A 26,072-nucleotide genomic window follows, 5' to 3' on the forward strand; every position below is an offset into this window, starting at 1 on the left:
GGTTGTGGCTGGTATGAAATGCACAACTTTCAGGACCGTGTTGTGCGTAGCTTCCCCCTTCGCTTTTTGATTGCTGCAGGGGTGATCGGAGGCTTCTCACTTCTGTTCACAAGCGCGGCTTCAGCAGAGGCGCATGACAAGGTGCTGGAGAGAAACGTTGTTGATTTTGATTTCAGTCCACTGTTGATTGAGGAGCAACAGCTGGCCCAGGCCGCTGATGCCGGTCAGATCTCAGGTGGTGGGGATGACAGGGTGACGGTGTCGCCCGACGAATCCAAGTCTGAGGAAGAAGGATCGCTGGCGAAGGCTGCACAGAACCCGATCGCCAGCCTGATCAGTTTGCCGATTCAGTGGAATGCAACCCCTTCCACGCAATGGGCTCCACGGCTTCCCATCCCCTCAGTGGATCCAACCCAGCCCGTGCGCTACGTGAAGGCGGAGCCCAATCAGACCCTGAATGTGGTCAATATTCAGCCGGTGATCCCTGTTCCAGTCAGCAACGGGTTGACGTTAGTCACACGCACGATTGTTCCTTTTATCTCTAAGCCCTGGGCGAACGGTTCTTCAATCCAGGCTCTCGGTGATATCAATCCGTCTGTGTTTTTTGTCCCCACGCTGAAAGGCAACCTCACAGTTGGCCTCGGGCCAACGCTGGTGATTCCCTCTGCAACGGATAACCGGCTCAGTTCGAAGCGATGGAGTGGTGGGCCAAGTGGTGTGCTGGTCTATTCAAAAGGGCCTGTTGTGGCAGGTGGCCTGATCAATAATGTGTGGTCTTTTGCAGGTAGTGATGGCCAGGATGTGAGCACAATGTTGATCCAACCTTTCTTGAACTACAACTTGCCTAAAGGTTGGTATCTCACCAGCTCGCCAATTATTACTGCGAACTGGAACAATCCAGACAATAAGGGCTGGACTGTGCCTGTTGGTGCAGGTTTTGGTCGTGTGTTTGTGATCGGTACCCAGCCTGTGAATGCCTCGCTGAGCGCCTACTACAACGCTGTCAAACCTGAGATTAAGGGTCAGACGCTCTTGGGTGACTGGACGATTCGCGCACAAGTGCAATTCCTGTTCCCTGCAGGTGGTTAAGCCACAGACTTAAGCAGGGTTGTACGAGGGCTCTCTTCAAACTGCTGTTGGTAAGCCCTGGCGAAATGTCCACGGCTGCGAAAGCCGAAATACTCGGCCACTTCGCATACCTGATTCAGCTCAGCCCTTTGGCGTGCTTGTTCTGATCGCAGCAAGTGATGCACTTGTTGGAGTCTGATGATGCGCAGCAGCTCCATCGGCCCGCAGCCGAAATTCTCCTTGCTACCGAGGATGAGAGTGCGTCGCGAGGTGAACAGCTGCTGACACACCTGATCAAGGGTGAGGGGTGTGTTGCTATGGGTGATTCCCCAAGACACCATTTCTTGAACTAATTGGTCACGAGCTGAAAGTTCAAAAGGAACAAACTGTTTGGTATTGCTTTGCAGGCAGCTCAGAATGCTGACCAGGATTGTTTGGGCGGCAAGTCTGCTTTTCTGTGCTGTCGATGGTGGATTTTGGAAAATCTGGCAGAGATGATTGCTCAGGGTTTGATGCAATTTTTGATCAAGTTGCATGCAGTTGCTCAGCATCAAATGATCAAGCAGGTGCTCTTGGCCGACCCGAGTCAGAAAGGTGTTGAAACGGTGGCAGGAGGTGATGGCCAGGATGCTTGTTGATCCGGCGCTGAGCTGGAAGTGCGCTTCTTGCAGGTTCTGCTTGAAGCCGTAAAGAGAAAATTGTTGGAAGGGCTGACATTGCACCCGGTGATCGTCACTGTTCCCCGTCACCTCAAGGCAGAAGCTGGTGGTGTCCTTTCCTCGCTCACCCGTGAGCAGTAGCACCTTGTTGGTCGTCAGCCTGAGCAAACTCATCCCCTGCAGCTGCACCAGGGTGAAGCGACCCACGAGTGCCCCAGGTGTGAGCTGGACAATGCTGAAGTCTTTACCGATCCGTTGAAAGCAACGGGAGAGATCACAAGCGCTGAAAAAAGGAACGTCCCAGCTGCACAGGCTGGGTGGGACCTGTTGAGAAGGGAGAGAACCGCCTTGTTTTGCGATGGCAGGGACGGTCGATGCGATTCGGGTGTCCAAGGACATGCCCAGCTTGTTCTGTTCGCTCAGCCATGCAATTTATGGGTAAAATCCTCTCAGCGCATAAAATGTGGTTATTCCAAGGCGTTTATACACATTTTCGGTCGTGATGGATCGCCTTGTCGCTGGAGGCTTCCTGCGGCCGGGTACAGCCTTGAAATCCTTGCGCAATGGTCGTGTTCGTTGGAACCGCCTCCCGGTCGCGATCAATCTTGTTCTGCCCGGTGTGCTCCTGGAGCCTCTGGCCTGGTTGCAGCAGCTGCTGCTAGCCCATCGTTGTCGATCCCTGCGGTTGCCAGATAATCCAGTGGTGATTGTGGGCCATTGGCGCAGCGGCACCACCTTTTTGCATCAACTCCTGGCTGCGGATCCAGGCGTTGCCACCGCTCGCAACAGTCTCACGGTTGCCCCCCAGGTGGCTGTGCTGCTGAAGCCTGTGCTGATACCACTCTTGCAACGGTTGATGACGCGCACCCGTCCGATCGATGCGGTGCCATGGTCAGCACAGGATCCCCAGGAGGATGAGATTGGCTTGGTTCGTCTCACGCCTGATACCAACATGGCTGGCGTGGCCTTCCCCTGGCACTACCTGCATCATTTTCGACGTTGTGTGCTCTCCTCTACGCCCGATTTTGAGCGCAAGCTGGTGCATTTCACCCGCCTGACTTGGCTCCATGACGGCACCGATAAGCACACGCTTCTGATCAAAAATCCCGCTCATACTGCGAGAGTTGCGCTGTTGCTGCGTCTGTTTCCGCGGGCTCGTTTTGTCTTTCTGAAGCGGGAGCCGATCGATACGATCCGCTCACTGGTTCAGGTGAAGCAGTCACTCGGCAATCTTGTTGGTTTGCAGGCGCCTCTTGATGACCTCACTCAAGTTGAGGAAACGGCGGAAGCCTATCGCTGCTTACTGAATGCTTTTGATGCGGCACGCCCCTTGATCCCCCCAGGGCAATTGCTGGAAGTGCCTTATGACGCGCTGGTGACAGATCCTTTCTCGACGGTGCAGCGGATTTACAGCGAATTGAACCTCCCGGGTTGGGACCAAGCCCGAGATCCGATCGCTCGCAGGGTTGCTGCGGCGTCGGATTACCGGGCTCGACCCGTCACGTTGGCCCCATTGGCTGAGGAGCGTTTGCAGCTGCTGACGCTGTCGTTGGATGAGGGAGACGTTACTGGCCAAACGCCACCTGACAGGCGGCATTGAGCAGTTGCGCTTCATTGGCATCCTGTGGACTGCCTCCGTTGAGGCTGCCCTGTTGGCAGTTGGCGCTGTAGCGAACGGTGTCGTAGCCGTTATCGGCTTCGAATGTGATCACATCGCCACTGGCGGTGACGCTGGGGTAATAGAGGGAATAATCGGAGTCGGGAACAACGATGTAGCTCACCTCATTGCTCTGGGCAGAGTTCACCAGGTTGTTGATCACACCGAAGGTGGCCATGCTGGCCAGTCCCCAGGCGGCAGCCCTTCCGGGGTACCAGCCCCAGTTGTTCCAGGTCGACCCGCCGTACCAGCCGTGGTTCCAGGGGCGGTTGTTGGACCAACCATTGTTGCTGTACCAGCCTCGGCCGTACCGATCCCAGTTGTTGGCAGCTTTTCTGTAGGAGTCATTGCGGGTGTTGACTCGATCAGTCCTGTTGTTCTGCCGGGTGTTGGTGCGGTTGCTGCGTCCGTCCTGCCGGGTGTTGATCGCATTGTTGCGATCCGTTTGGCGGGTGTTACGCGTGCCTTGGCGGTTGGTTTGGCGGCTTCCCTGGTTCGATTGGCGCGTGCTGCGTGTGCTTTGGCGGTTGGTCTGTCGGGTGCCTTGGTTGGATTGGCGCGTGCTCTGCCGGGTACTGCGGTTTGCTCCCGCAGTTCGTGAACCACTGCTGCGCGAACCACTGCTGCGCGAACCACTGCTGCGCGATCCACTGCGACGGGACCCACTGCCGCTGTAGGAGCTGAAGCCTGTGCGGCCACCGCTGCCTCGAGAACTTCGGGCTCCAGAACTGCGGGAGCCTCCTGCTCTTGAACCTCCACCTCTGGAGCCCCCGCCTCCACGGCTTCTGCCTCCACGTGATCCGCCGCCGCCGCCTCGGCGTTGGGCCAGTTCAATCTCAGAGGTTGGGCCTGTGGGGGCTTCCACGCTGGTGGCCATCACGGCCACTGCCGCAGTGGGTTGGAGGCTCAGGATCAGGCTGAGGATCCCGGCAAGCGGGGTTGCGTGCTGTTTGTTCATCGCTTCAAGATCTCCAGCAGTCGGGTGCAGCCCTCGTCGAAGCAGGCCACGTCTACGCGGCCGTTGCGACCGAAAGCCATGCCCACCTGGGTGCGTCCCTGCATGGCATCGCCGCTGTTCACCAGCACATCGGCCAGAAAGGTGGGGTTGTTGACACAGAAGGCTCGCTTGTTGAAGCAGAGCTCCTGGGTCTTGAAATTGATCGTGGCGCTCTTCACCGAATTCCAAGGTGTTCCGGCTTGACGGCCCTCGATGCGCACATAGGGGTTGTCGATGACGCGGTAGGCCACCGAGCGACCACCAAAGCGGTGGTGATACTCAGTGGTGTCGTTCACGTTGAGTGCTGTCACCGTGCAGGCGAAGGGTTGGGCCTCAGTGGACGTACTGCAGGTGGTTTTGAGGGTGTAGAGCTCTTCGGCCTGCAGGGGTGGCGTCTGCCACAAGCTGCCCAAGGTGAGCAGACCCAGCAGTAACCGGCACCGTTGTGGTGTGGTCATGGGCTTGAGCATTCGTGCAAAGAGGGAGGGCTCTGTGCCTCCGTTCTTGCAAGATGGCCACAGCCTTGAATGGCGTCAGCACATGAGCACGGATGGGAGCAAAGACCGGCGTGAGCGTCTCCATGAGTTGTTGCTCGCACTGATCGCTCAGCAGGGCGACCTGGAACTGATGGATGCCGATGGCCCCGCCGGGTTCAGCGTGAGCGGTGGTGGTGAAGGTGCAGCGGACGCTGCTCGTTGGTTGGATCGGAACCGTCGGCTGTTGCAGCGTTACCAGGCGATGGTGCGCACGGCGGTCACCCTTGATGCCCTGTTGGATGCCGAGAACGCACCCGGAGCAGACGTGAGCTGAAAAGGTTGGTTCTTGGTGGTAGTTTTCGCCAAAAATTTCCCATGGTTGAAACGCACGTTCTCACCTTCACAATCACCACAAGCTTCAGTGAGTGGGCGGCCACCTACGACGCCTCCAAGCCCCTTCAGAAGGTGGCCGGAATTACGTCGTTGTATCGCGGTGTGAGCAAAGACGATCCCACCAAAGTCTGCGCCGTGATGCAGGCCGAATCGGGGGTGATGGAGGCGTTCATTGCCGACAATGCGGAGATGATTGCCTCGTCAGGGCATGTGCTGGAGAGCACCGTCAGTCAGGTGTTTGTCTGAGCTTGTGGGTGAGGGTTCAGAGTTCCTCTTGATGTAGCAGCTGCTGCTCTGAGCCGATGATCAGGAGCAACAAGCTAAGGGCGAGTAGCAGGCCAGTGAAGGCGGCCACCACGAGCATCGTGGCCGCCATCCCTTGGCTGTATGCCTCTCGCATCACGCGGAGCACAGGCTCAACCTGGAGGCCTTCTATGTGGATCGGGCTGTTTCTGAGAAAAAGGCGCACCTGTTGATCGAGGTTGGGAATCTGATCAACGCTCAGCCCTGCCAGCTGCAGGTGGGTGACCAGATCGTTGAATCCGAATCCGCTCACCATCGTGCCGCTTACGGCCAGCCCGAAGGCGAAGCCGAGTTGGCCGCTGGTGGTGCGGAAGGCCAGCACTGAGCCTAAGCAGTTGTTGGGCGCTTCCTGCACGAACAGGGCGGACTGGGGAACTGCCACAAAGGCAAGGCCGATGCCCGCCAGGGTGAGGGCAGGGAGCAGCTGCCAGTAGGGCGTTTGCACCTGCACGATCGCGAGGAGGGCGAGCCCAAGGGTGAGGGCGAGGCTGCCCCAGCCCATCAGCACAAGGGTGCGCCGACCCGGGGCCATCCATCGGCCCGCCAGGATGCCGCCAACTCCAAAGCAGAGCAGAAACGGCAGTTGGCCAAGGGCCACCGCGCTGGTGCTGTAGCCCTGCACGAGTTGCCAGAAGTTGCTGGTTTGCAGTTGCAGCACCGCTTGAGCCACATTCCAGCCGATCCCATTTACCACAGCTGCGGCAAAGAAACCGCGTAGATAAAGCCGTGGGGGAAAGATGGGCATGCGGCAGCGCCGTTCGATCGCAATGTGCACGGCGAAGAGCAGCATCCCGAGTGCGGTGGGAAGCCAGAAGCTGATGCTGCGTAAGCCGGGAGTGGCGTGGTTGATGCCGTACAAAAACAGCACGACGGCCGAGCCAATCGTGATCAGGCCGGCGCGGTCGGCACGCAGTGTGCGGTTGGCGGGGATCGACGGCAGCAGTAACGGGAGCAGCGGCAGGCTCACCAAGCAGATCAGGGGCACCAGTGCCATGGCCAGCCGCCAGTGCATCACCGCCATCCAGCCGCCAATCAGTGAGCCGCTGATGAATCCCACCACGATCAGCAGATTCCAGAGGCCCAGCGCAGCGCTCACTTGCCCCGGCTTGCTCACAGCACGCACGCTGGCAAAGGTGCCGGTGAGCACCGATCCCAGGGCGATGCCGGTGAGGGCCCGGCCCAGGAGAAAGACATCGGCCGCGGGAGCCAGCATCGAGAGCAGATTGCCAACCAGTGCCAGCAGCAGGGACGCCGCCAGCACTCGCCGGCGCCCGTAGCGATCTCCGAGAAAGCCCATCACGAGAACCGTGGCGGCTTGGGCCAGGGTCGACACGCTGGCGGCTAGCGCCAGCGTGGGACCCTCCATCTGCATAGCGGCGCTGGCCTTCACCAGAGCGATGTTGGCCACGCTGGGATCGATCAGCTGCAAGCTGGCCAGGATTCCTAAATAGGACACAGCCAGGGGCGAGCTGCCGTTTTGGCGGAGGAGTGAGCGGCGCATCGCAGAGTGAGGCGATTGTCTATCCAAGGCGAGCGGAGGTCGTGGGGAGGCGGTCTCTGAGGTCGGTTTTCACCCTTTGGTTGTTGCTGAATACGACTGGAGCTCGCCCGGCTCGTGCTGGGAAATGTTTTGTCACTGTTTGATCATGGATGAGGCATGACTGGGGGGATTGGCAGGGTTATTCCAATGGTCGTGGCTTTGCTTTCGGGCTGAAAAGTCACTCCCCAGATCAGCTCTGACGCTTGGGGTTTTTGTACCTTTGGGAAGGGCCTTGTGATTGGTTTTCATGGTGGCGGCACTGTCTATTCCGTCAATCCATCAGACACTGATATCGCCGGATTTGATCCAGAACATGATGTTTTGGATTTCGGGGATATTTCTGTTCATGGATTAATTCTCGGCAAGCTTGAAGATGGCTCTGCTGTGATTGTCAATCCATGGCAGGACAATGATTTTCAGCGGATTGTTGATGCGAGTGCTTCCCCGATCCGTTGGGACCAGCTTTCTCTCGATAACTTTGCTCCTGTCGGTAACGAGCATTTGCGTGCCGATATTGGAGGCGTGTTGTCTTGGGAGCTGAATCGTGGCCCCAAGCAGGATGGAGTGCAGGCCGATGCTGATGGCCGGATTATGCTTTCATCCTTCGATGAATCTGTTTCTGAAACGGTGTACATCCGTTCTCATGAATATGGTGTTCAGGAGATTGTCAGTGATTTCAATCCTGAAGTCGATAAGATCAGTTTTGTCTATCTAGGAACACGTGAACGCGTCTCTGCTGTTGATACAGAACAGGGGCTTCTGATTGTCGTCCAACCCAGTGGCCAGAGTGTGCTGTTGGAGGGTATTCAGGCCAGTGAACTTCGTGCCGATCACGTCGAGTTTCACTTTGATCAGGTGCGAGAAGACAATCTCGAGACGGTTCTTGGCTTCGATCAGAACGATGTGGCCTTGGTGGATCGCAGCGTGCTGCTGACGCCGGATGCGCCAGTGGGAGCCTTCACTGATGGGTTTCAGGTGGAGCCCGGACAACCGGTGTATTCCCTGGGTGCCTCAATCGCCAATGGTGTGGCTTCGCACCATGCCGAGCACATGCAGCATGATCACCACCCTGGCGTTCATGCTGAAGGCCATGGCATGGAAGGGCTGGCGCCTTCTATCGGGGCGCTAACGCTGAAGGCCAGTGGCAGCTTGTACTGGGGCGGGATGAGCGGTCAGCTCACCATCACCAACAGCTCAGATCAACCCTTGAGTGATTGGTCGGTCAGCTTTGAGACGCTGCATCAGAACTTCCAGAGTTGGGCTGGACATGCGTCTGTCGAGCCACTGCCAGATGGTGCTGTGCGTGTGACGCTCACGCCTGCGGCATGGAACAGCACGATTGCGGCGGGTCAAAGCATCAATCTGAGCTTCAACGCTGACAGCGTGGGGCTGCCGAATAGCGGCAACCTCACCGATGAACTGTTCTTTGTGGGAGGCAGGGGTGTGGAACCGGTTCCAGCTCCGGAACCCGAACCAGAGCCGGTTCCAATGCCAGAGCCCGAACCTGCGCCTGAACCGGCTCCCCAACCGCAACCAGCGGCTGTGCTGGTGGAAGCCACGGTCACCGACCAATGGAGCGGCACCTTCTCCGGCAATCTCACCGTCACCAACGCGGGCTCGCAGCCGCTGGATGCTGGTTGGTCGGTGAGCTTCCTGAGTGATGACGCCCTCAAGCAGGTCAGCAATTTCAGCCTCAGCCAGGAGCTGCAAAGCGACGGCCGCTACCTCATCACCCTGTCGGCGCCGAGCTGGTCTGCGGGCCAGGCCTTTGCGGCCGGCAGCACCCTCAGTTCTTATTACCAGGGCAGCGGCGAGCTCAGTGGTCAGACATCACTGAGCTTCGACAGTGGCGAGGCTTCGGCTCCTTCAGCGCCGGCAACTCCCACAGACCCTGGTGAGACCACTGAGCCGGTTGCACCAACAGAGCCGGTGGAATCCACGGATCCTGCGGAACCAACGGATCCTGTGCAGCCGACCGATCCTGTGGATCCCGTTGACCCCACCCAACCCACTGAACCGACGGCGCCCTCACCCGACCCATCCCGCTCCAGCGATGGCCTGCGGGTGGTGGGCTATTTCGAAGAATGGGGCATTTATGGCCGCGACTTCCGCGTCGCCGATGTTGATGCCAGCAAGCTCACCCACCTCAACTACAGCTTCTTTGGGGTCGACGACAGCGGCGAGCTGTTCATCCATGACGCCTGGGCTGCCACAGACAAGCGCTTCTCCGTTGAGCAGCAGGTGAGCCGCACCTTCTCAGCCAACGAATGGGCTGGCCTCGAGAGCGCCTATCGCGACGGTTTGGTCAGTGGTGGCGACTTTTCGCTCACGACAGCGGCCGATGGTTCAGTCACCCTCACCGGCCTTCCGGTGGGCTGGGAGGAACCCAATGCCGAGGCCGGCAACCTGCGCCAGTTGGATCTGCTCAAGCAGCTCAATCCTCATCTCAACCTTGGCTTTGCCCTTGGGGGCTGGACCCTCTCCGGTGAATTCAGCCTGGCCTTCGACGACGCAGCTGGCCGGGAGAGCTTCACCGACAGCGTGATCGACACCCTCAACCGCTACGACTTTTTCAACACCGTCGATTTCGACTGGGAGTACCCGGGTGGTGGTGGATTGGGCAGCAATGCGGTGAGCGATCAGGACGGCGCCAATTTCGCCCTCACCCTGCAACTGCTCGACCAGAAGCTGGAGACCTTCCGGCAGCAGATCGGCCGCGAGGTGGAGATCTCCATCGCCACCGCCGGTGGTGCCGACAAGCTGGCCAACCTCAACCTTGAGGGGATCGACCCCTATGTCGACTTCTACAACGTGATGACCTACGACTTCCACGGCGGCTGGGAGTCGCAGACCGGCCACCAGGCAGCCATGACCGGTGATGCGGGGGGCTACGACGTGCTCACCTCCATCGATCAGTTCCGCCAGGCCGGAGTGGATCTCAGCAAGGTGGTGCTTGGTGCTCCGGCTTACACCCGCGCCTGGGGTGGCGTGCAAGACGGGGGCACCAATGGCTACCAACAGGCGGGGGATTCCTCTCAGGCCGCCGGGTCGTTTGAAGCCGGCAGCTACGACGTCAAGGATCTGCTCACTGGGGTGGAAAACGGCAACCTGCGGCTGTTCTGGGATGACACCGCCAAAGCGGCGTTTGTCTACGACTCCGTGAGTGGTCTGTGGAGCTCGATCGAAACGGCAGCCACCGTGGCCGGTAAAGCGGCTTACGTGCAGGAGGCAGGGCTTGGAGGCTTGATGTTCTGGGCGTTGTCCAATGATGCCGCTGGAGAGCAGAGCCTGGTGGATGCCGCCTTTGATGCCCTACTGGGTGGTGGTTCTCTAGAGGAGATCGCCTCCAGGGCTGAGCCGTTCGACCAGGTGCTTGGCGGCGACGGCCAGTTCAGCCTCCAGGATTTCACCGCTCTGTCCTGATCGGAGCATGCACCATCAGCGCTGGCCTTCACTGCGGCGAGGGCTTTGTGCTGGACCCCTGGCCCTTCTGCCCAACTCTGGCAATCTGGGGCGACTCTCGGCCCATGCATGGCTCCGCTCGGATTGTCTGCTCTCAAATCCCTGCTGGGCCGCGGCTCCAAATCGAAAGGCTGGCAGCCGCCCGAGGCGAGCTGGAGCCGGCCCTTGGGTCTGGGCTGGGACAACCCCTATACGGTGCGCTACGCCAGCAACCTCGACGACGGCGCCAATCACGGCATGCCCCTTGGCGGCTTCGGGGCGGGATGCTTCGGTCGGGCGCCCGATGGCAACATCAACCTCTGGCATCTGGATGGCGGTGAGCACTGGTTTGGGGTGCTGCCGGATTGCCAGTTCGCATTGTTCGAGAGCAACGGCGCCGCAACGCGCGCCCATGCCCTGGCGGTGAAGCCGGATGTGGATGCATCACGGCCTGAAGCAGGAGAGCCGTTATCCGCTTGGGATTGGTATCCAGCCAGCACGGCGGAGCGCAGCACCGGCACCTACGCCGCCCGCTATCCCCTGAGCTGGACGAACTACGAAGGCGTCTATGACGCCGAGGTGCGTTGCGAGGCCTTCAGCCCGATCCTGCCGGGTGACTATCAGCGCACCAGCTACCCAGTGGCGGTGTTCGTGTGGACCCTGCGCAACCCCACCGACCAGCCCCTGGATCTGTCGCTGCTGCTCAGCTGGCGCAACACCACCGGCTGGTTCACGAACACCGATGCCTCCGCGGAAGTGCACTTCCGCGACGACGGCAGCCCCGAGCACAACTACGCCCCAGCCATTGGCAAGACAGCGGGCCAACGCAACCGCTGGGTCGACGATGGCACCCTCAAAGGCGTGGTGCTTGAGGGCAACGTCTCCGCTCCGATCGCCGAAGGCGAAGGGCAGTGGTGCATCGCCACCACCGAGCAGCCAGGGGTGAGCATCCAGCGTTGCAGCCGCTGGAACCCCAGTGGCGATGGCAGTGAGCTGTGGAACAGCTTCAGCGCCGATGGCTCGATTCCTGCGAGCAACAACGACCGCAAGAGCGGCGCCAATGATCCGCTCAGTGCTGCGTTGGCCGTGCAGTGTCAGCTGGCGCCGGGGCAGAGCCTGGAGATTCCGGTGGTGATCAGTTGGGATCTGCCGGTGACGGCGTTTGCAACAGGCAGCCAGGCCTTGCGCCGTTACACCGATTTCTTTGCGGCAGAGGGCAACCAGGCCGCGGCGATCGCTTCAGAAGCTCTGCGCGATTGGCGTCGTTGGCAGGCTCAGATTGAGGCCTGGCAGCAACCCGTAGTGGAGCGACGTGAGCTTCCCGAACCGTTGCGGATGGCGTTATTCAATGAGCTCTACGACCTTTGCAGCGGTGGCAGCCTCTGGAGTGCGGCGACGCCAGCTGATCCATTCGGTCGATTCGGCGTGCTCGAGTGCCTCGATTACGCCTGGTACGAAAGTCTTGATGTACGCCTTTACGGGTCGTTTGCCCTGCTGCAGTTGTGGCCGGAGCTCGATAAGGCTGTGCTGTGCAGCTTCGCTCGGGCGATTCCAGCTGCTGATGCAACGCAACGGCCGATCGGTTGGTATTTCACCCAGGGCAAGGGCAGGGTCGAAGCCGATCGCAAGGTAAAGGGAGCCACACCCCACGATCTGGGGGCTCCCAATGAGCAGCCTTGGGATGCCACCAACTACACGGCCTATCAAGACTGCAACCTCTGGAAAGATCTCGGTAGCGACTTCGTGCTGCAGGTTTGGCGCACCTTCAAGCTGGCCCCAAGTGGAGAAGACATCAACTTTTTGGCCGCATGCTGGCCGGCAGCTGTGGAGGCCCTGCGCTACCTCAAAACATTTGATGCCAATCACGATGGCCTGCCTGATAACGGTGGTGCACCGGATCAGACCTTTGATGATTGGCCTTTGCAGGGCGTCAGCGCCTATTGCGGAGCGCTTTGGATCGCTGCTCTTGAAGCAGCCTTGGCCATTGGTCAGACCTTGCAGCTCAAAACAGGGCTGGATACGGCCGAGGAGCAGCGAGAGTTCAGTGGTTGGTTGGAGCAATCGCGCAGCAACTTTGACAGGTTGCTCTGGAATGGTGAGTACTACGACATCGACGCTGAAAGTGGTACGCCGGTGGTGATGGCCGATCAACTTTGCGGTGATTTTTATGCCCGCTTGCTCGGGCTGGAGCCTGTGGTGAGTGAGGCCAACAGCCGTAGTGCCCTCAAGGCAGTGAAGGAAGCCTGTTTCGAACGATTTGAAGGTGGAGCACTTGGTGTCGCGAATGGACTGCGCCGTGACGGAACACCCTTGGATCCGAATGGCACCCATCCTTTGGAGGTGTGGACCGGGATCAACTTCGGAATTGCGAGCTACTACCAGCTGATGGGAGAAGAGCAGACGGCTGAAGCAATCTGCTCAGCGGTGGTGAACCAGGTGTATTCGGGTGGATTGCAGTTCCGTACACCGGAGGCGATCACGGCGGTGAAGACCTTCCGGGCTTGCCACTATCTGCGGGCGATGGCGATCTGGGGGCTGTGGGCGACACACACCAATTGGCAGAGGCTTCCAGGGGCAGAGCGGGGCTAAATGTCTCAATTGTGCACGAATGGGATCTCCCTTTCATGCACAATTGAGGATGTTGCTCTAAGGGCCAATTTGTCTACGATCCTCGCCTTGGTGTCAATACTGTGTTGGCTTCCTTTGTGGCCAAATCTTTAGGCTCGACCTGTCTTGGCAACATCTCAAAGTGGATTCATAGTCACTAGGAAACAATGGATAAGCTCTATATGAGGTGATATTGCCGCTTTCTATTTAGCCGCTAGCGTTGTTCAAAGTTTCGCTTCTGGTGATTGTTGTCGTGAAAAAATCTCTCAATATCATCGCCTGGCTTGCGTTTGCCTCTATTGCCCCTTGTGGACCAGCGCTTGCGGGGCAGCCAACGACGACAAAGGTTGTCGAGAAGGGTGCGGTCACGGTTTATGAATTACCCGACGATGATAAACAGGTCATTCGTGGAAATGACAATAAAATCTATGCAATAGAATATTCCATGTGGTCTACCCCTGACAATGAATACCCTGGTATTTCCGTAGGGCAGTGGTATACGGATTCAGTTACAGGTAAATTCTTCCCTTGGCGTGATACCCCAGGCCTCGCACAATCGCTTTCGACAGCTTCTCAGGAAGCTTTAAAAGGCATGCTAGAGCCTAATGGCGATTTGGATCTATGGGGATATTCCAATGGCGGTGGCTTCGTATACTCTAATTATAGCTCTAATAGTGATATTCCTCGAGGTTTCTCGAATAGGCCTGCGAACGCAAAAGGTACAAATGAAGGCCTTTTGTATTACTATAATGGTGCCGGTTATTTTACGAAAGGGGGTAATAAAGGGGCCGGGCGCATTCAAGCCTATGGTGGTTGCATTGCCAATACCATTTCAGATGGTGTAACGGCCACCCCTTCAACGCTTGTTGAAAATGGTGATTACTGCCAATGGAGTGGTAGTGATGTAGAGAGCTCAGTCTATGCACCTATATTTGATGGTGGAACTTTAAAGATAGATTCAAACACCTCGTTTAGTCGCAGATTTTATGTTACTGGTAATGGCGGAGTCATTAAAAATGATGTTAATGCCAATTTTGAGGGTGATTTTACAGCAATTTCAGGCTCTGAGTCGGCAACATTTGCCTATTCGGGCACCGGCCTTACAAAGCTTTGGGGCACAAATGAATACAGTGGAGAGACGGTCGTTAGTACGACTGATGATGGCGCCCTGGTTATTATGGCAAAGAAGGCACTCCCATTGGGTGATATAACCATTAACTCTGGTTCTAAATTAAGATTAAGGGGTGATGCGATTACATCCAGTAAAGGGCAAGTCGTTAAGCTTGCGGGGGGCGGAAAAATAGGATTTTATGGGAAGAAAATTCGCCTTAACTCTAATATACAGCTTGTGGAGCCGAAAAATGGCCAGTCCTTTTTGCATGTTGATGGGGCTCTTGATCGTCAGACTGTAGACGATGGTGTTTATGTAAGGCCTCAGATTAATGGGGTTATTTCTGGTTCCGGAGGCTTGACAAAGGAAGGTGAAGGCAGTGTTACCCTCACCGGAATTAATACATATACTGGAAAAACAATCATCAAGAAAGGTCAGCTTGAGGTCTCTGGCTCTTTGTCTGACAAAACAGAGGTCGAAGTTGCCGAAGGGGCTAAATATAATGTTCGCGCAAGTGATCAAATCGCGGCTCTGACCGGCGGCGGAAAAGTTGAACTTGATCTTGGCAGTATTTTATCTGTTGGTGATGATCGAGAGAGCTTTCAATTTGATGGCTCCTTTGTGGTGGATAAAACAGGTGGCATTACAAAGCTAGGTAGTAGCGAGTTTGTTGTCACGAAGAATAATGCGATTAGATATAAGGGAGAGACGACGGTCAAAGAAGGTTCTGTCAATTTCGGTAATACCTCTCAAGAAATTCAGACTCTTGTTGTTAAAAGACTTGGAGCGGTCTCAGGCGGAAATCTGAGCGTCGTTGATTTGGATAATCATGGCGAAATTAGTGTGAACTCTCTTGTTGGTACTGACGCTAAAAATACTTTCCATAATGTATATGGCTCTATTGCCATTGCTTCTGATTCTAATATTGACCTGAAGGGAGGAGATGACACTTTCTTGACCAGCGCCAATGTCTCTGGTTCAGGAATCATTGATGGTGGTGAGGGCACCGATACGATCAAGTTTGGCACGCTAGGGGTGGCATCTTTCAAGGCCGCAAAGATCAAAAACTTTGAATTTGCTGAGCAGCACCTAGGAGACTGGGACTACGACGGAGATTATAAGGCCGCTGGGATCCAAACCATGACGCTGAAGGGCGGCTCCCTTCAGCTCCTTGATTCTCATCATGCCACGTTTGCCAACTTTGTGATGGAAGGTGGCGAGATTTACGCCAGCCTTGCCAGTAAAGATGCAGCACCTTTGATTGCTGATAGTTTTGCCTACAAGGCGGGTTCTTTGGTGATTTCGGCAGCGAATCAGGATCAGCCAGTCGGTACTTATCTGGTGATTGATGCTCCCGCTGCCAGTCAGGGAGAAATGAATGAGTTGGCTAAGAACTCATTGCTTGTTTACGACGGTAATGTTGGAGGTTTTTCGGGCGTTGGGGTGGATAAAGGTATTGACGATAGTGCTGTTTATGACGTTTATCTTCAAGAGGGAAGCTTGCAGCTTGTTGTGAGTCAGAAGGCTCCTGATGTGATCATTGATGAATTGGATTGCTCTGATCCCGGAAACTTCTCTGATCTGATCTGCAACCCCAGTACCCCTGGAGGGGAAATTATTAATGAGATCATAGATGATGTTCTGGATGACATCAATCTTCCCATTATTGGCGCCGATACACTCGGAAAGTTGTTTGTTTCAGGTCTGGCACCGCGCAATATTGATGGTCCTGGTCGCGGCATGGCGACGTACAACAACCTGTTGGCGGATACGTTGTTTGAACGCCTCCCCTTGCGTCAGTTTGATCCAGTGGTGATCCAAGACACGGCAGTTGAGCAGGAAGAGGTCATTGAAAGCGAGGCTGCCCCACCGGTGCGTGGATTGTGGAACAAGAGTGGTGAGGTGAGTGATGAGGATGCCCAGCAGGCGTTGGATTACGCCATCGCTCAGAACGCGGGCAGTGGTTTAGAGGACAGCACCCTGGTTGAAAGTTTGGAGGCGGCTGGGTTTGAGGAGGATCCATCCCTCACGGCCCAGTACGCCCGTCGTGATGGGGTGCGCGCCTGGTTCCGCGGCTTTGGCGGTGATGACCACGACAGTTACAACGACAACTTCTACAACCCCTATTACGTCAACGCCGGTGGTGGTGTGTTGGGCGTGGATGTCTCCATTGCTGAGTCGTTCCAGGTGGGTGGATTTGTCAACTACGGCAACATCAACCTCACTCAGCAGAATGCTCTGGCTGGCGGTGGCTCCTGGAACTCCGATGGTTGGGGCGGTGGGGTGCGTGCTGAGTACTGGACCGACAACTTCTATCTGCAGGGTCTGTTCAGCGCCACAGCCTTCAGCGGCAACCACAGACGGAACATCATCGAAATCACCAACAAGCTTGGTGATGTGACGGCCTCAGGCAACAAGAGTGGCACCAGCTATGGCTTGGCGTTCCGCGTCGGTGCGCCGTTTGAATCGGGCAAGTTCCTGTTGGAGCCTCAGTTCACCACCACCTGGAGTTTCAACAATGAAAATCGCTTCACCGAGAGTGGCGCAGGCCAGCTGAACCTCACCTACAAGAATCGTTCCACCACCTATGTGCAAACCGATCTGGCGATGAAGTTCGCCTATCCGATCAAAACGGGCGACACCTCACAGCTGGTTCCTTCCCTGCGTGTGGGTTGGTTGGGCGACTGGAGCGGCAATCTGAGCAAGCAGACGATTGGCTATCAGTTCACCAATCAAGAGGTGGATATTCAATCCAAGAATGAGGACACCAACGGCCTTCTGGTGGAGGGAGGTTTGGACTACACCATCGCCAAGATCAACAGCAGCTCCTACAAGGTGTATCTGCGCGGCGGCATCGAGGCCTGGGGCGGAGAAAGGGGCACTGACTACCGCACCTCCGGCGGTTTTGAGTGGCAGTTCTGAGCCAGTGCTGTTGGCGTTGATGGCGCTGTGACCTGAGGCCTTTGACTCAGGTCACAGCGTCCAGACAGGCTCTGATCGACCCCACTGCCTGCTTTCCCTCCAGCAGACAGCTTCAGCACCGATGATGGGGGCCGTGTTGTCTTACTTGATGCGTCTGTTGCGTCGTCTGGTTTTGTCGGTACTGGTCGCCCTGCTCCTGTTGCTGATCACCCCCGCTGTGGCGATCGCTCAGGTGCATCAACACAGTGATGAAGCCGGTGCTCCAATGCTGCGCAGCCTTGAGAGTCTGCGCGATCTTGACTATCAAAGTTGGCAGGCGGTGGCCTATCGCACCGGCGAGCCAGGCCAGTCAGTGGTGCTTCGCATCGTCGGATACCCCGGCAGAGTGCGTCTTGATCACCCCACACCGCTTCTTGTGAAGGCCGGTATGAAGGAATGGCAGCTGCCGGACATCACGCTCGATAACCCCGCCCTCGCTGCTGATGGCCGTGATGCCGCTGCCGAATTCGACCTGGATCCTCTGCTCCGCGACCTGCGCAACAACCGACCGTTGCGCTTGTTTCTTCCGGGCGTGCTGAACGATCTTCCCGTGCCGCCTTTCGTCGTGGCTGAATGGCGTCAGGTGCAGACCGATCCCTTGACGTGATGGCTGCCATCGATCCATCCAAACAGCGCTGGATCCCCTGGATGCACCGGGCGCTGCAGTTGGCGGGCCTCGCGGCAGGCCACACCAGCCCGAACCCACTGGTCGGTGCTGTGGTGCTTGCCTCCGATGGCCAGTTGGTCGGGGAAGGCTTCCATGCGCGTGCCGGTGAGCCCCATGCCGAAGTGGGTGCTCTCGCCCAAGCCGGTGCCGCCGCCCGCGGCGGCACGATCGTGGTGACCCTTGAGCCCTGCTGCCATCACGGCCGCACGCCGCCATGCTCGGAAGCGGTGATCAAGGCCGGTCTTCAGCGGGTGGTGGTGGCCTTGACCGATCCAGACCCCCGCGTGGCTGGAGGCGGCATCCAACGGCTTAGGGACGCCGGCTTGGAGGTGATCACCGGAGTGCTGGAGGCAGAAGCAGCGCACCAGAACCGCGCCTTTGTGCACCGGGTACAAACCGGTCGGCCCTGGGGGGTTCTCAAGTGGGCCATGAGCCTCGACGGACGGACGGCCCTTCCCAATGGAGCGAGTCAGTGGATCAGCGGTCCAGCGTCACGGTCGTGGGTGCATCGTCTACGGGCCGGCTGTGATGCGGTGATTGTTGGCGGTGGCACCCTGCGTGCTGATGACCCTCTGCTTACCAGTCGTGGCCAGCGCCAGCCCGAGCCCTTACGCGTGGTGCTGAGCCGCAGCCTGGATTTGCCTGAACAGGCCCAACTCTGGGACCAGTCGGTGGCCTCCACCCTGGTGGCCCATCCAGCCTTGACTGATTGGGCTGGCCGCGAACGGCTTCGGGCGGCTTGGGAACAAGCCGGTGTGGCCATGCAGTCCTTCGAGCAGTGTGACCCGTCAGCGTTGTTGCCGCTGTTGGCTGCCCGGGGTTGCAATCGCGTGCTCTGGGAATGCGGCCCCTCGCTGGCCGCTGCCGCTTTGCAGCAGGGCTGCGTGCAGGAGCTTGCCGTGGTGATCGCCCCCAAGCTGATGGGTGGTGACCTGGCCCGCACGCCTCTAGGCGACCTTGGCTTGACGGCGATGGATCAGGTTGTTCCCCTCGCGCTTGACTCCGCCCAATCCCTTGGAAACGATCTGTTGCTGCAGGCCAGACTCCGCGGCGATTCCATCGATTGATGGCGTTTTGGCTGACCTGGATGCACCGTCGCCCCGATGATGGAACTTCTGCCGGCTTGCGGCGATGACTTGGACCTATCTGTTCTGCTTGATCGCCGGTGGGCTGTTGATCAGCTTGTCGATTGCCGGCGAGGCAGATGTGGATTTCGGCGTTGATGGTGCCTCCGGCATCGCCGAAGGCGGACAGCCGACGGTCTTGTTCAGCACATCGTTCTGGTCCTTTGGCTTGGCTGGCTTTGGGCTCTGCGGTTTGTTGTTGCAGTTGTTTCAGGGTGCAGGTGCCTCACCGTTCACCTTGCCGCTCGCTTTGGTGCTCGGGGTTGGGCTTGGCTGGGCCGCTGCGCTGGCCTTGCGGTTGATGGCACGTCGTGAAGCCAACACCGTGGTGCGGGTGGATGACCTGATCGGACTGGAGGCGACGGTGACGCTTCCACTCAGTGACCAGCAGCGCGGTTTCGTTGAAGTCTCCGTGCGTGGAAGCTTGTTGCGGCGTGCAGCGCGCAGCGCCTCCAGCCCCTTGGAGCGTGGCGATCGGGCGGTGATCTTGAGGGTTGAAGCCAACACCCTGATCGTTGAGCCTTTTGAAATGGCCGACTGATTCCACCCTGGCTAAGGCAGAAGAAGTTTCAGCCGCACTTATGCAGCCCAGCTTGGCAACGCAGCCGTTGCCACTTCTGGCCCAGCGCCAGCCCAGCAACAACCCCGCCGGTGCAGTGGTTTCAGTCGCTTCGACTGTTTTTGTAGTGGTGGTGGCGCTGACCCTGATCAGCCGCTGGATGATCCGCATCTGTCGCCCCCATGAAATGCTCGTGGTGACGGGCTCAAAATCCAACCAGGGTGCCCAGGGGATGAAGGGCTACAGAGTGGTTGCCAATGGTGGCTGCACCTTCGTGAAGCCGATCCTGGAGACGGCTCGGCGCATGGATGTGACGCTCCTGCCGGTGCTGGTGGAGGTGAGCAACGCCTATTCCAAGGGCGGTACCCCTCTCAACATTCAGGCGATTGCCAACGTCAAGGTGAGCACTGATCCAGCGGTTCGCAACAACGCGATCGAACGCTTCCTTGGCCGGGATAACAAGGAAATTGTGCAGGTGGCCAAGGAGAACCTTGAAGGCAACCTGCGCAGCGTTCTGGCCCAGCTCACGCCCGAGCAGGTGAATGAAGACCGCCTGCGCTTTGCGGAGCAGGTTGCTGATGATGTCGGGGAGGATCTGCGACGTCTCGGTCTGCAGCTCGACACGCTCAAGATTCAGAGTGTTTTTGACGACGTCGACTACCTCAATTCGATCAGCCGCCGCCGTGTGGCCCAAATTGTGCGTGATGCCGAGATCGCCGAAGCGGAGGCGATTGGTCAGGCCGAGCGGATCGAGGCCGAGATGGAGGAGGTTGCAGAGGTGGTGCGTACTGAAGCGGAAACAGTCGTGCTTGAAAAAGACAACGACGTGCGCACCAAGGTGGCCCAGATGGAGAAGGACGCGCGCTCGGAGGAGGAGCGCACCGAGGCGGCTGAGCTGGAGGCCCGAGCCCGGGCTGAGCAACAGTTGCAGAAGGTGCGTGCTGAACTCGAACGCTTGCGCTTGAAGGCCGAAGCGGTTCTGCCCTCCCAGGCGCACCAGAAGGCCCAGGAGCTGCGCGCCCGCGGCCGTGCCGCCGCCACTGCCGAAGACGTGAAGGCCAGTGCCCTGGTGAACGATCTGCTCACCCAGGTGTGGGAAGACGCCGGCAGTACCGCCGAGTTGGTCTTCCTGCTGCAGCAGATTGAGATGGTCTTGCAGCAGGCCACGCGTTTGCCCGCTCAGCTGCATCTCAAGCGCATCACCGCCCTGGATGGTGATGACGCGTCCACCCTGGCCAGCCTTGTAGCGGTGAATCACAAGGTGGTGCGCCAGTTCTTCGAGCAGGTCAAGGACATCCTTGGCGTGGATCTGCTCGGCACCCTGTCTTCCACCGGAGTTAACTGATGTTTGTCGCCTTTGGATTGACCGGCGCTGCGGGGCTTTGGGCTTTCGTGGTGTTGCTGCGTCAGCTCTATTTCATCTGTCAGCCCAGTGAAGTGCTGATCTTTGCCGGCCTTGGCCGCACCACTGGTGATGGGCGCAAGGTGGGGTATCGCACGGTACGGGGAGGGAGTGCTTTGCGCATCCCCGTTCTTGAAGAGGTGATGCGCCTCGACCTCAGCAACATGATCATTGAGTTGCGGGTGGAGAACGCCTACTCCAAAGGTGGTATCCCGCTCAATGTGGCGGGTGTGGCCAATATCAAGATCTCCGGCGATGAGCCCGGGATCCACAACGCGATCGAACGCTTGATTGGCAAAAGCCAGGACGACATTCGTCATATCGCCAAGGAGACGTTGGAAGGGAACCTGCGCGGTGTGATGGCCAGCCTCACTCCCGAACAGCTGAATGAAGACAAGATCACCTTTGCGCGCACCCTGCTGGAGGAGGCGGAGGATGATCTGCAAAAGCTTGGGCTGGTGCTCGACACACTGCAGATTCAGAACATCTCTGATGACGTGCGCTACCTCGATTCGATCGGTCGCAAGCAGTTGGTGGAACTGAAGAGGGATTCGCGCATCGCTGAGGCTGAGGCGACCTCGCAGTCGGCGGTGAAGCAAGCGGAGAACGCGCGCATCACCTCCCTGCGCCGGCTCGATAAGGAATTGGCAGTGGCCACCGCCAATGCCCAGAAACGGATCAAGGATGCGCTCACCCGTCGGGATGCCTTGGTGGCGGAGGTGGAAGCAGAAGTGGGGGCCGAGTTGGCAAGGGCTGAGGCGGAGCTGCCGGTGCAGGAGGCGCGCATCAAACAGGTAACGCAGCAGCTTGAAGCGGATGTGATTGCGCCGGCTGAATCCGAATGTCAAACGATGATGGCGGAGGCCAAAGGCGCTGCTGCCACGATCGTGGAGCAGGGGCGTTCCCAGGCCGAGGGCCTTCAAGATTTGGTCACCTCTCTGAAGCGCAGTGGTTCGGATGCCAAGCGCCTGTTCCTTCTCCAGAAACTGGAGCCGCTGCTCACGATGCTGAGCGACACCGTGAAGCCGATTGAGGTGGAAGAGGTCGCCCTGATTGGTGAACGGGAAGGACAGATGAATCTGTCGCTCGCCACCTTGCTGCGCCAGCTTCAGGACAGCACCGGCCTGCGCTTGACGCCAAACCGCTCTGAGGGCAACGGCCAGTCTGGGACTGATTCCATCTCCATGCCTACGACGAGTGACGAGTAGGACTGATCCATGCGCAACGGCGCATCACTCCTTGCTGTGCTGATCAGCCTTGTTTCCGCCCAGTTCACGGCTGTAGCGGCTGATCAGCACCCCCATCACCACCGCCAGATACAGCGGCCCTGCGATGCCAGTGGCGACTGAAAGCATGCGTGATAGAGGCAGGACCGGCTTGATGTCACCAAAACCAACAGTGGTGAGGCAGATAAAGGCGAAATAATTGATGCGGGCGAACACGGGGGCCGCATCCAGCACGCTGGCGTCCCCGCCGCTGAGCCCACGCGCGGGCACGTCGAGTGGCGTGAAACTGTGGGGTTGGATCGTCTCAACAGCACTCATCACCAACCCTGCTGTGAGTCCTAGCAGGAGATAACCGGCTGCTGCGCCCATCAGCATCGAATGGGTGACGTGCCGTTCTTTGGCCAGTTTCTCCACGAGCCGAACCACGCTCCAGCCCACAAGCACACTCCAGCTCAGCACCAGCGGGACGCCGGTCATGGTCCATTTCACAGGGGTGATCACCCACACCAGTTGGCTCACCAGAGCAACCACCCCGAGGAGTTGGTAGAGCTTGTCTTTCCAAGTGCGCTTGCTCATCTTCAACACCACAAGCTGGGTGAGCAAGAGTGCGATCAACGAATAACCAACCGATCCCATCCAGGAGATGGACGGGAAGGCGAAACTCACAAGCACCAGTAGGCACAGTGCCAAGAGGAGCTCATAAACGCCCTCACGCTTGTGGGGGGTTGGGCCTTGGTTCAGCAACCTCATCTTCTGAGCATTCCGCCAAACTGAGGATGCCAACGATTGCAAAGGCAAGCGACCCCAGCACAGTGGTTTGAAGGGCCATTTGGTTGTTGAAGCTGGTGAGTTTGGGCAGGGCATTTGGCAATGACGCCAATGCTGACTGCATGAACCACAGGCAGCCGAGCGTATTCACCATTGCGATCCACCAGCCCAGATGCTTGGGTTCGAAGACGAGCAATCGGCCATGCCCCACTTCCAGTAATCCGTCTGCGGCGGAAACCAGGAAAAGGATGGATCCCAGCAGATTTGGCAGCACGGCCAACAGCAGCCAGCTTTGCTCCTGTGGCTGAGGCCATCCCCACAAGAAAAACGTGTTGATGTTGAACAGCACCGTTCCCAGGCTCTGGCTGAGGCTGCAACGCAAGCCACACCATTGCCAGGCCTTGGTGTCGTCCGGTAGAGACGGCACGGCCAAAAGCGCCTGTTCAACCTGCCACCAGCCGCCGGCAGTGAACAGCACCGAACCGATCGCTAGCAAGCCTGCTGCGAGTGAAGCATTGCCTTGATGCGCTAACGGCAATCCGGCCCCCAAGGCGAAGAGGAGTGGGCCGGCAATGAAGGCCAAGGCGGTGCGCACCTCTAGGCGATTGAGCTGTTTGCCATGCACGAGCGCCTGCACCATCCCTGCAGCTGTGAGCTGCTGGAAGTGGCTACGGGCTAGGGGGCCATGCCCCTTGCGTAGGCGCCGGCTGCTCCAGATGCCCTTTCGGTTGCGCCAGGCGGTGATGCCCCAGCGGCTGTGCCAGTGCGTGGTCAGCTGAAGCGACTCAGCCCGAACGTTCGGTTCTCCACCCTGTGCAGCCAACCAGCAGCCAAAAGCTCGCTTTAGTTTGGACGCTCAACTCGGATCTGACGCCATGCCGATTCGCGAGGACGACAATCAGCCGAATAGGCGATTCGGGATCATCAACCTGGTATTGATCGGGTTTGGTGTCTTGCTGTTGATCAGCAGCTTCGTTCCCAATCAGGGGATGCAGCAGGTGCCGCGGGTGCCCTATTCACTCTTCATTGATCAAGTGAATGACGGGGCCGTGAAACGGGCCTTCATTACCCAGGATCAGATCCGCTATGAGCTCAGTGCTCCGGAAGACGGTGCACCCGCTGTGCTGGCGACAACTCCCATCTTCGATATGGATCTGCCTCAGCGCCTGGAAGACAAGGGCGTTGAGTTTGCCGCTGCTCCTCCCAAGAAGCCCAATATTTTCACCACGATCCTCAGCTGGGTGGTCCCCCCCCTGATCTTCATCCTGGTGTTGCAGTTTTTCGCGCGTCGCTCGATGGGTGCCGGTGGTGCCCAGGGCGCCCTCAACTTCACCAAGAGCAAGGCCAAGGTTTACGTCCCTGATGAGCAGTCGCGCATCACCTTCGACGACGTCGCCGGTGTGGATGAAGCGAAAGACGAACTCACGGAGATCGTTGACTTCCTTAAGACCCCCGAGCGCTATGCCGAAATCGGTGCGCGCATTCCGAAGGGTGTGCTGTTGGTCGGGCCTCCCGGCACCGGTAAGACGTTGCTCTCCAAGGCCGTCGCTGGAGAGGCGGGTGTTCCCTTCTTCATCATCAGCGGCTCGGAGTTCGTTGAACTGTTCGTTGGTGCAGGTGCCGCCAGGGTGCGGGACTTGTTCGAACAAGCCAAAAAGAATGCCCCCTGCATCATCTTTATCGACGAACTCGATGCCATCGGCAAGAGCCGTTCGGGTTCGATGGGTGTGGTTGGGGGGAATGATGAACGGGAGCAAACCCTCAACCAGCTTCTGACTGAGATGGACGGTTTCGCGTCCAAAGACAAGCCGGTGATTGTGCTAGCAGCCACGAACCAGCCCGAGGTTCTCGATGCCGCATTGCTGCGGCCTGGTCGCTTCGATCGTCAGGTGCTGGTGGATCGTCCTGATCTCTCTGGTCGTAAGACCATCCTCGAGATCTATGCCAACAAGGTGAAGCTGGCGGATGGTGTCGACCTCGACCTCATCGCGCAAGCCACGAGTGGTTTCGCCGGCGCCGACCTTGCCAATTTGGTCAACGAAGCAGCTCTGCTTGCTGCCCGTGCCAAGCGCACCAAGGTCGAGCAGCAGGATCTGGGTGAGGCAATCGAGCGGGTCGTGGCTGGCTTGGAGAAAAAGAGTCGCGTCCTCCAGGACGATGAGAAGAAGGTTGTGGCCTATCACGAAGTCGGTCACGCCATCGTGGGCCACCTGATGCCCGGTGGCAGCAAGGTGGCCAAGATCTCGATCGTCCCGCGAGGCATGAGTGCTCTGGGCTACACGCTGCAGCTGCCCACAGAGGAACGCTTCCTCAATTCACGCGAAGACCTTGAAGGTCAGATTGCCACCCTGCTCGGCGGTCGTTCTGCAGAAGAGATCGTCTTCGACAAAATCACCACTGGTGCTGCCAACGATCTGCAGCGCGCCACCGACATCGCAGAGCAGATGGTGGGGACCTACGGCATGAGCGACACCCTTGGTCCCTTGGCCTATGACAAACAGGGTGGTGGGCGCTTCCTTGGCGGTGGCAACAATCCCCGCCGCACCGTCAGTGACGCCACCGCTCAGGCCATTGATCGGGAAGTGCGTGGTCTGGTTGATCGAGCCCATGAACAGGCCCTCGGCATCTTGCGCCACAACATGGCTCTACTGGAGACCATCTCGCAGAAGATCCTTGAGAAAGAGGTGATCGAAGGCGATGAGCTCAAGGAGATGCTCGCCGCAAGTGTGATGCCGAGTTGATGCGGCATCAAGCAGTCACAGCTTGAGCGGACACAAACCATTTCGACAACCCATTCAGGCGGATCCTTCGGGTCCGCTTTTTTGTTGGCAGCGTGTCGGTCTGTCGAGGCCGTTTTGGCGCGGCCACCATCAACTCTCCAGGCGCAGCACTCTGTGCCAGTCACCACTGAGAAGACCCGCTGATCCGAGCTTGGCGATGGCGTGGATGGCGCTCTGAAGGACGGCAACACGGCTTGCGCTTGTCAGCTCACCAAGGTGATTTCGGTGGCGCAGACCCTGTCTGCCGATGCGTCCGTGCCGACTGATTCATCTCTGGTTATCCGAATCCCCTTGACGAGAGGGGGGCTGATCCCCGATAAAGTTCCTTTAGAA

The 26,072-nt window shown here is 58.2% G+C and carries 19 protein-coding genes; 13 read left to right on the forward strand and 6 right to left on the reverse strand.

Features of this window, described 5'->3' with window-relative positions:
• Positions 1-18: 18 nt before the first annotated feature.
• Entirely contained in the window at positions 19-1,089 is a 1,071-nt protein-coding gene (locus DXY16_RS07780) for a neuromedin U (RefSeq protein WP_244281611.1), read from the forward strand.
• On the opposite strand, the gene DXY16_RS07785 is transcribed toward DXY16_RS07780, so the two are convergent.
• Positions 1,086-2,126 carry a helix-turn-helix transcriptional regulator gene (locus DXY16_RS07785; RefSeq protein WP_115120672.1) on the reverse strand — a complete coding sequence of 347 codons (1,041 nt, stop codon included), beginning with the start codon at positions 2,124-2,126 and terminating at the stop codon, positions 1,086-1,088. The genes DXY16_RS07780 and DXY16_RS07785 overlap by 4 nt on opposite strands.
• Before the next feature lie 103 nt (positions 2,127-2,229).
• Between DXY16_RS07785 and DXY16_RS07790 the strand changes: the two genes are divergently transcribed.
• Positions 2,230-3,327 carry a sulfotransferase gene (locus DXY16_RS07790; RefSeq protein ID WP_115120673.1) on the forward strand — a complete coding sequence of 366 codons (1,098 nt, stop codon included), beginning with the start codon at positions 2,230-2,232 and terminating at the stop codon, positions 3,325-3,327.
• Here DXY16_RS07790 and DXY16_RS07795 read toward each other — a convergent pair.
• Complete coding sequence (locus DXY16_RS07795) at positions 3,293-4,342, reverse strand: hypothetical protein (RefSeq protein ID WP_115120674.1); 1,050 nt, start codon at positions 4,340-4,342, stop codon at positions 3,293-3,295. The genes DXY16_RS07790 and DXY16_RS07795 overlap by 35 nt on opposite strands.
• Positions 4,339-4,839: a hypothetical protein gene (locus DXY16_RS07800; protein ID WP_115120675.1), complete on the reverse strand. Its 501-nt coding sequence runs from the start codon at positions 4,837-4,839 to the stop codon at positions 4,339-4,341. Before DXY16_RS07800 ends, DXY16_RS07795 begins: the two co-directional genes overlap by 4 nt.
• 82 nt (positions 4,840-4,921) lie before the next feature.
• Here DXY16_RS07800 and DXY16_RS07805 point away from each other — a divergent pair, with 82 nt between their 5' ends.
• Both DXY16_RS07805 and DXY16_RS07810 read left to right on the forward strand, forming a co-directional pair.
• The gene (locus tag DXY16_RS07805; RefSeq protein WP_115120950.1) at positions 4,922-5,191 is read left to right on the forward strand and encodes a hypothetical protein; all 270 of its coding nucleotides are present in this window, start codon (positions 4,922-4,924) and stop codon (positions 5,189-5,191) included.
• A 41-nt stretch (positions 5,192-5,232) separates the two neighbouring features.
• Positions 5,233-5,496: a DUF3764 family protein gene (locus tag DXY16_RS07810; protein ID WP_115120951.1), complete on the forward strand. Its 264-nt coding sequence runs from the start codon at positions 5,233-5,235 to the stop codon at positions 5,494-5,496.
• A gap of 16 nt (positions 5,497-5,512) precedes the next feature.
• Here DXY16_RS07810 and DXY16_RS07815 read toward each other — a convergent pair whose 3' ends face one another.
• A complete protein-coding gene (locus DXY16_RS07815) occupies positions 5,513-7,054 on the reverse strand; it encodes an MFS transporter (protein ID WP_115120676.1) in 1,542 nt (513 codons plus the stop codon).
• Positions 7,055-7,327: 273 nt separating this feature from the next.
• Between DXY16_RS07815 and DXY16_RS07820 the strand changes: the two genes are divergently transcribed.
• From DXY16_RS07820 to DXY16_RS07855, 8 genes are all read left to right on the forward strand, one after another.
• Positions 7,328-10,516 (forward strand): glycosyl hydrolase family 18 protein, encoded by a 3,189-nt coding sequence (locus DXY16_RS07820; RefSeq protein WP_115120677.1) that lies wholly within the window; start codon positions 7,328-7,330, stop codon positions 10,514-10,516.
• A 108-nt stretch (positions 10,517-10,624) separates the two neighbouring features.
• Positions 10,625-13,123: a GH116 family glycosyl hydrolase gene (locus tag DXY16_RS07825; RefSeq protein WP_115120678.1), complete on the forward strand. Its 2,499-nt coding sequence runs from the start codon at positions 10,625-10,627 to the stop codon at positions 13,121-13,123.
• A 238-nt stretch (positions 13,124-13,361) separates the two neighbouring features.
• Positions 13,362-17,174, forward strand: a complete 3,813-nt coding sequence (locus tag DXY16_RS07830) for an autotransporter outer membrane beta-barrel domain-containing protein (protein WP_115120679.1) — start codon at positions 13,362-13,364, stop codon at positions 17,172-17,174.
• Between the two features lie 148 nt (positions 17,175-17,322).
• Positions 17,323-17,820 carry a DUF3122 domain-containing protein gene (locus DXY16_RS07835; RefSeq protein WP_170953890.1) on the forward strand — a complete coding sequence of 166 codons (498 nt, stop codon included), beginning with the start codon at positions 17,323-17,325 and terminating at the stop codon, positions 17,818-17,820.
• A complete protein-coding gene (gene ribD, locus DXY16_RS07840; protein ID WP_115120680.1) occupies positions 17,820-18,947 on the forward strand; it encodes a bifunctional diaminohydroxyphosphoribosylaminopyrimidine deaminase/5-amino-6-(5-phosphoribosylamino)uracil reductase RibD in 1,128 nt (375 codons plus the stop codon). The genes DXY16_RS07835 and ribD overlap by 1 nt, the downstream gene beginning before the upstream one ends.
• 64 nt (positions 18,948-19,011) lie before the next feature.
• Positions 19,012-19,545, forward strand: coding sequence for an NfeD family protein (locus tag DXY16_RS07845; RefSeq protein ID WP_115120681.1), 534 nt, complete (start codon positions 19,012-19,014; stop codon positions 19,543-19,545).
• A gap of 40 nt (positions 19,546-19,585) precedes the next feature.
• Complete coding sequence (locus DXY16_RS07850) at positions 19,586-20,908, forward strand: flotillin family protein (RefSeq protein WP_115120682.1); 1,323 nt, start codon at positions 19,586-19,588, stop codon at positions 20,906-20,908.
• Positions 20,908-22,173, forward strand: coding sequence for a flotillin family protein (locus tag DXY16_RS07855; RefSeq protein WP_115120683.1), 1,266 nt, complete (start codon positions 20,908-20,910; stop codon positions 22,171-22,173). Before DXY16_RS07850 ends, DXY16_RS07855 begins: the two co-directional genes overlap by 1 nt.
• A 24-nt stretch (positions 22,174-22,197) precedes the next feature.
• Here DXY16_RS07855 and DXY16_RS07860 read toward each other — a convergent pair whose 3' ends face one another.
• Together DXY16_RS07860 and DXY16_RS07865 are read right to left on the reverse strand one after the other, a co-directional pair.
• Entirely contained in the window at positions 22,198-22,941 is a 744-nt protein-coding gene (locus tag DXY16_RS07860; protein ID WP_115120684.1) for a potassium channel family protein, read from the reverse strand.
• Positions 22,901-23,782 carry a hypothetical protein gene (locus DXY16_RS07865; protein WP_115120685.1) on the reverse strand — a complete coding sequence of 294 codons (882 nt, stop codon included), beginning with the start codon at positions 23,780-23,782 and terminating at the stop codon, positions 22,901-22,903. Before DXY16_RS07865 ends, DXY16_RS07860 begins: the two co-directional genes overlap by 41 nt.
• Before the next feature lie 52 nt (positions 23,783-23,834).
• Here DXY16_RS07865 and ftsH point away from each other — a divergent pair, with 52 nt between their 5' ends.
• Positions 23,835-25,700 carry an ATP-dependent zinc metalloprotease FtsH gene (gene ftsH / locus DXY16_RS07870; protein ID WP_115120686.1) on the forward strand — a complete coding sequence of 622 codons (1,866 nt, stop codon included), beginning with the start codon at positions 23,835-23,837 and terminating at the stop codon, positions 25,698-25,700.
• Positions 25,701-26,072: the final 372 nt, after the last annotated feature.

This window comes from Synechococcus sp. UW105 (assembly GCF_900473935.1).
Classification (GTDB): Bacteria; Cyanobacteriota; Cyanobacteriia; order PCC-6307; family Cyanobiaceae; genus Synechococcus_C.

Excerpts from the sequence above, each read along its gene's own strand:
- DXY16_RS07780 (WP_244281611.1), top strand. The coding sequence starts at position 19 with ATGCACAACTTTCAGGACCGTGTTGTGCGTAGCTTCCCCCTTCGCTTT.
- DXY16_RS07785 (WP_115120672.1), bottom strand. The coding sequence starts at position 2,126 with ATGTCCTTGGACACCCGAATCGCATCGACCGTCCCTGCCATCGCAAAA.
- DXY16_RS07790 (WP_115120673.1), top strand. The coding sequence starts at position 2,230 with ATGGATCGCCTTGTCGCTGGAGGCTTCCTGCGGCCGGGTACAGCCTTG.
- DXY16_RS07795 (WP_115120674.1), bottom strand. The coding sequence starts at position 4,342 with ATGAACAAACAGCACGCAACCCCGCTTGCCGGGATCCTCAGCCTGATC.
- DXY16_RS07800 (WP_115120675.1), bottom strand. The coding sequence starts at position 4,839 with ATGACCACACCACAACGGTGCCGGTTACTGCTGGGTCTGCTCACCTTG.
- DXY16_RS07805 (WP_115120950.1), top strand. The coding sequence starts at position 4,922 with ATGAGCACGGATGGGAGCAAAGACCGGCGTGAGCGTCTCCATGAGTTG.
- DXY16_RS07810 (WP_115120951.1), top strand. The coding sequence starts at position 5,233 with ATGGTTGAAACGCACGTTCTCACCTTCACAATCACCACAAGCTTCAGT.
- DXY16_RS07815 (WP_115120676.1), bottom strand. The coding sequence starts at position 7,054 with ATGCGCCGCTCACTCCTCCGCCAAAACGGCAGCTCGCCCCTGGCTGTG.
- DXY16_RS07825 (WP_115120678.1), top strand. The coding sequence starts at position 10,625 with ATGGCTCCGCTCGGATTGTCTGCTCTCAAATCCCTGCTGGGCCGCGGC.
- DXY16_RS07835 (WP_170953890.1), top strand. The coding sequence starts at position 17,323 with ATGCGTCTGTTGCGTCGTCTGGTTTTGTCGGTACTGGTCGCCCTGCTC.
- ribD (WP_115120680.1), top strand. The coding sequence starts at position 17,820 with ATGGCTGCCATCGATCCATCCAAACAGCGCTGGATCCCCTGGATGCAC.
- DXY16_RS07845 (WP_115120681.1), top strand. The coding sequence starts at position 19,012 with ATGACTTGGACCTATCTGTTCTGCTTGATCGCCGGTGGGCTGTTGATC.
- DXY16_RS07850 (WP_115120682.1), top strand. The coding sequence starts at position 19,586 with ATGCAGCCCAGCTTGGCAACGCAGCCGTTGCCACTTCTGGCCCAGCGC.
- DXY16_RS07855 (WP_115120683.1), top strand. The coding sequence starts at position 20,908 with ATGTTTGTCGCCTTTGGATTGACCGGCGCTGCGGGGCTTTGGGCTTTC.
- DXY16_RS07860 (WP_115120684.1), bottom strand. The coding sequence starts at position 22,941 with ATGAGGTTGCTGAACCAAGGCCCAACCCCCCACAAGCGTGAGGGCGTT.
- ftsH (WP_115120686.1), top strand. The coding sequence starts at position 23,835 with ATGCCGATTCGCGAGGACGACAATCAGCCGAATAGGCGATTCGGGATC.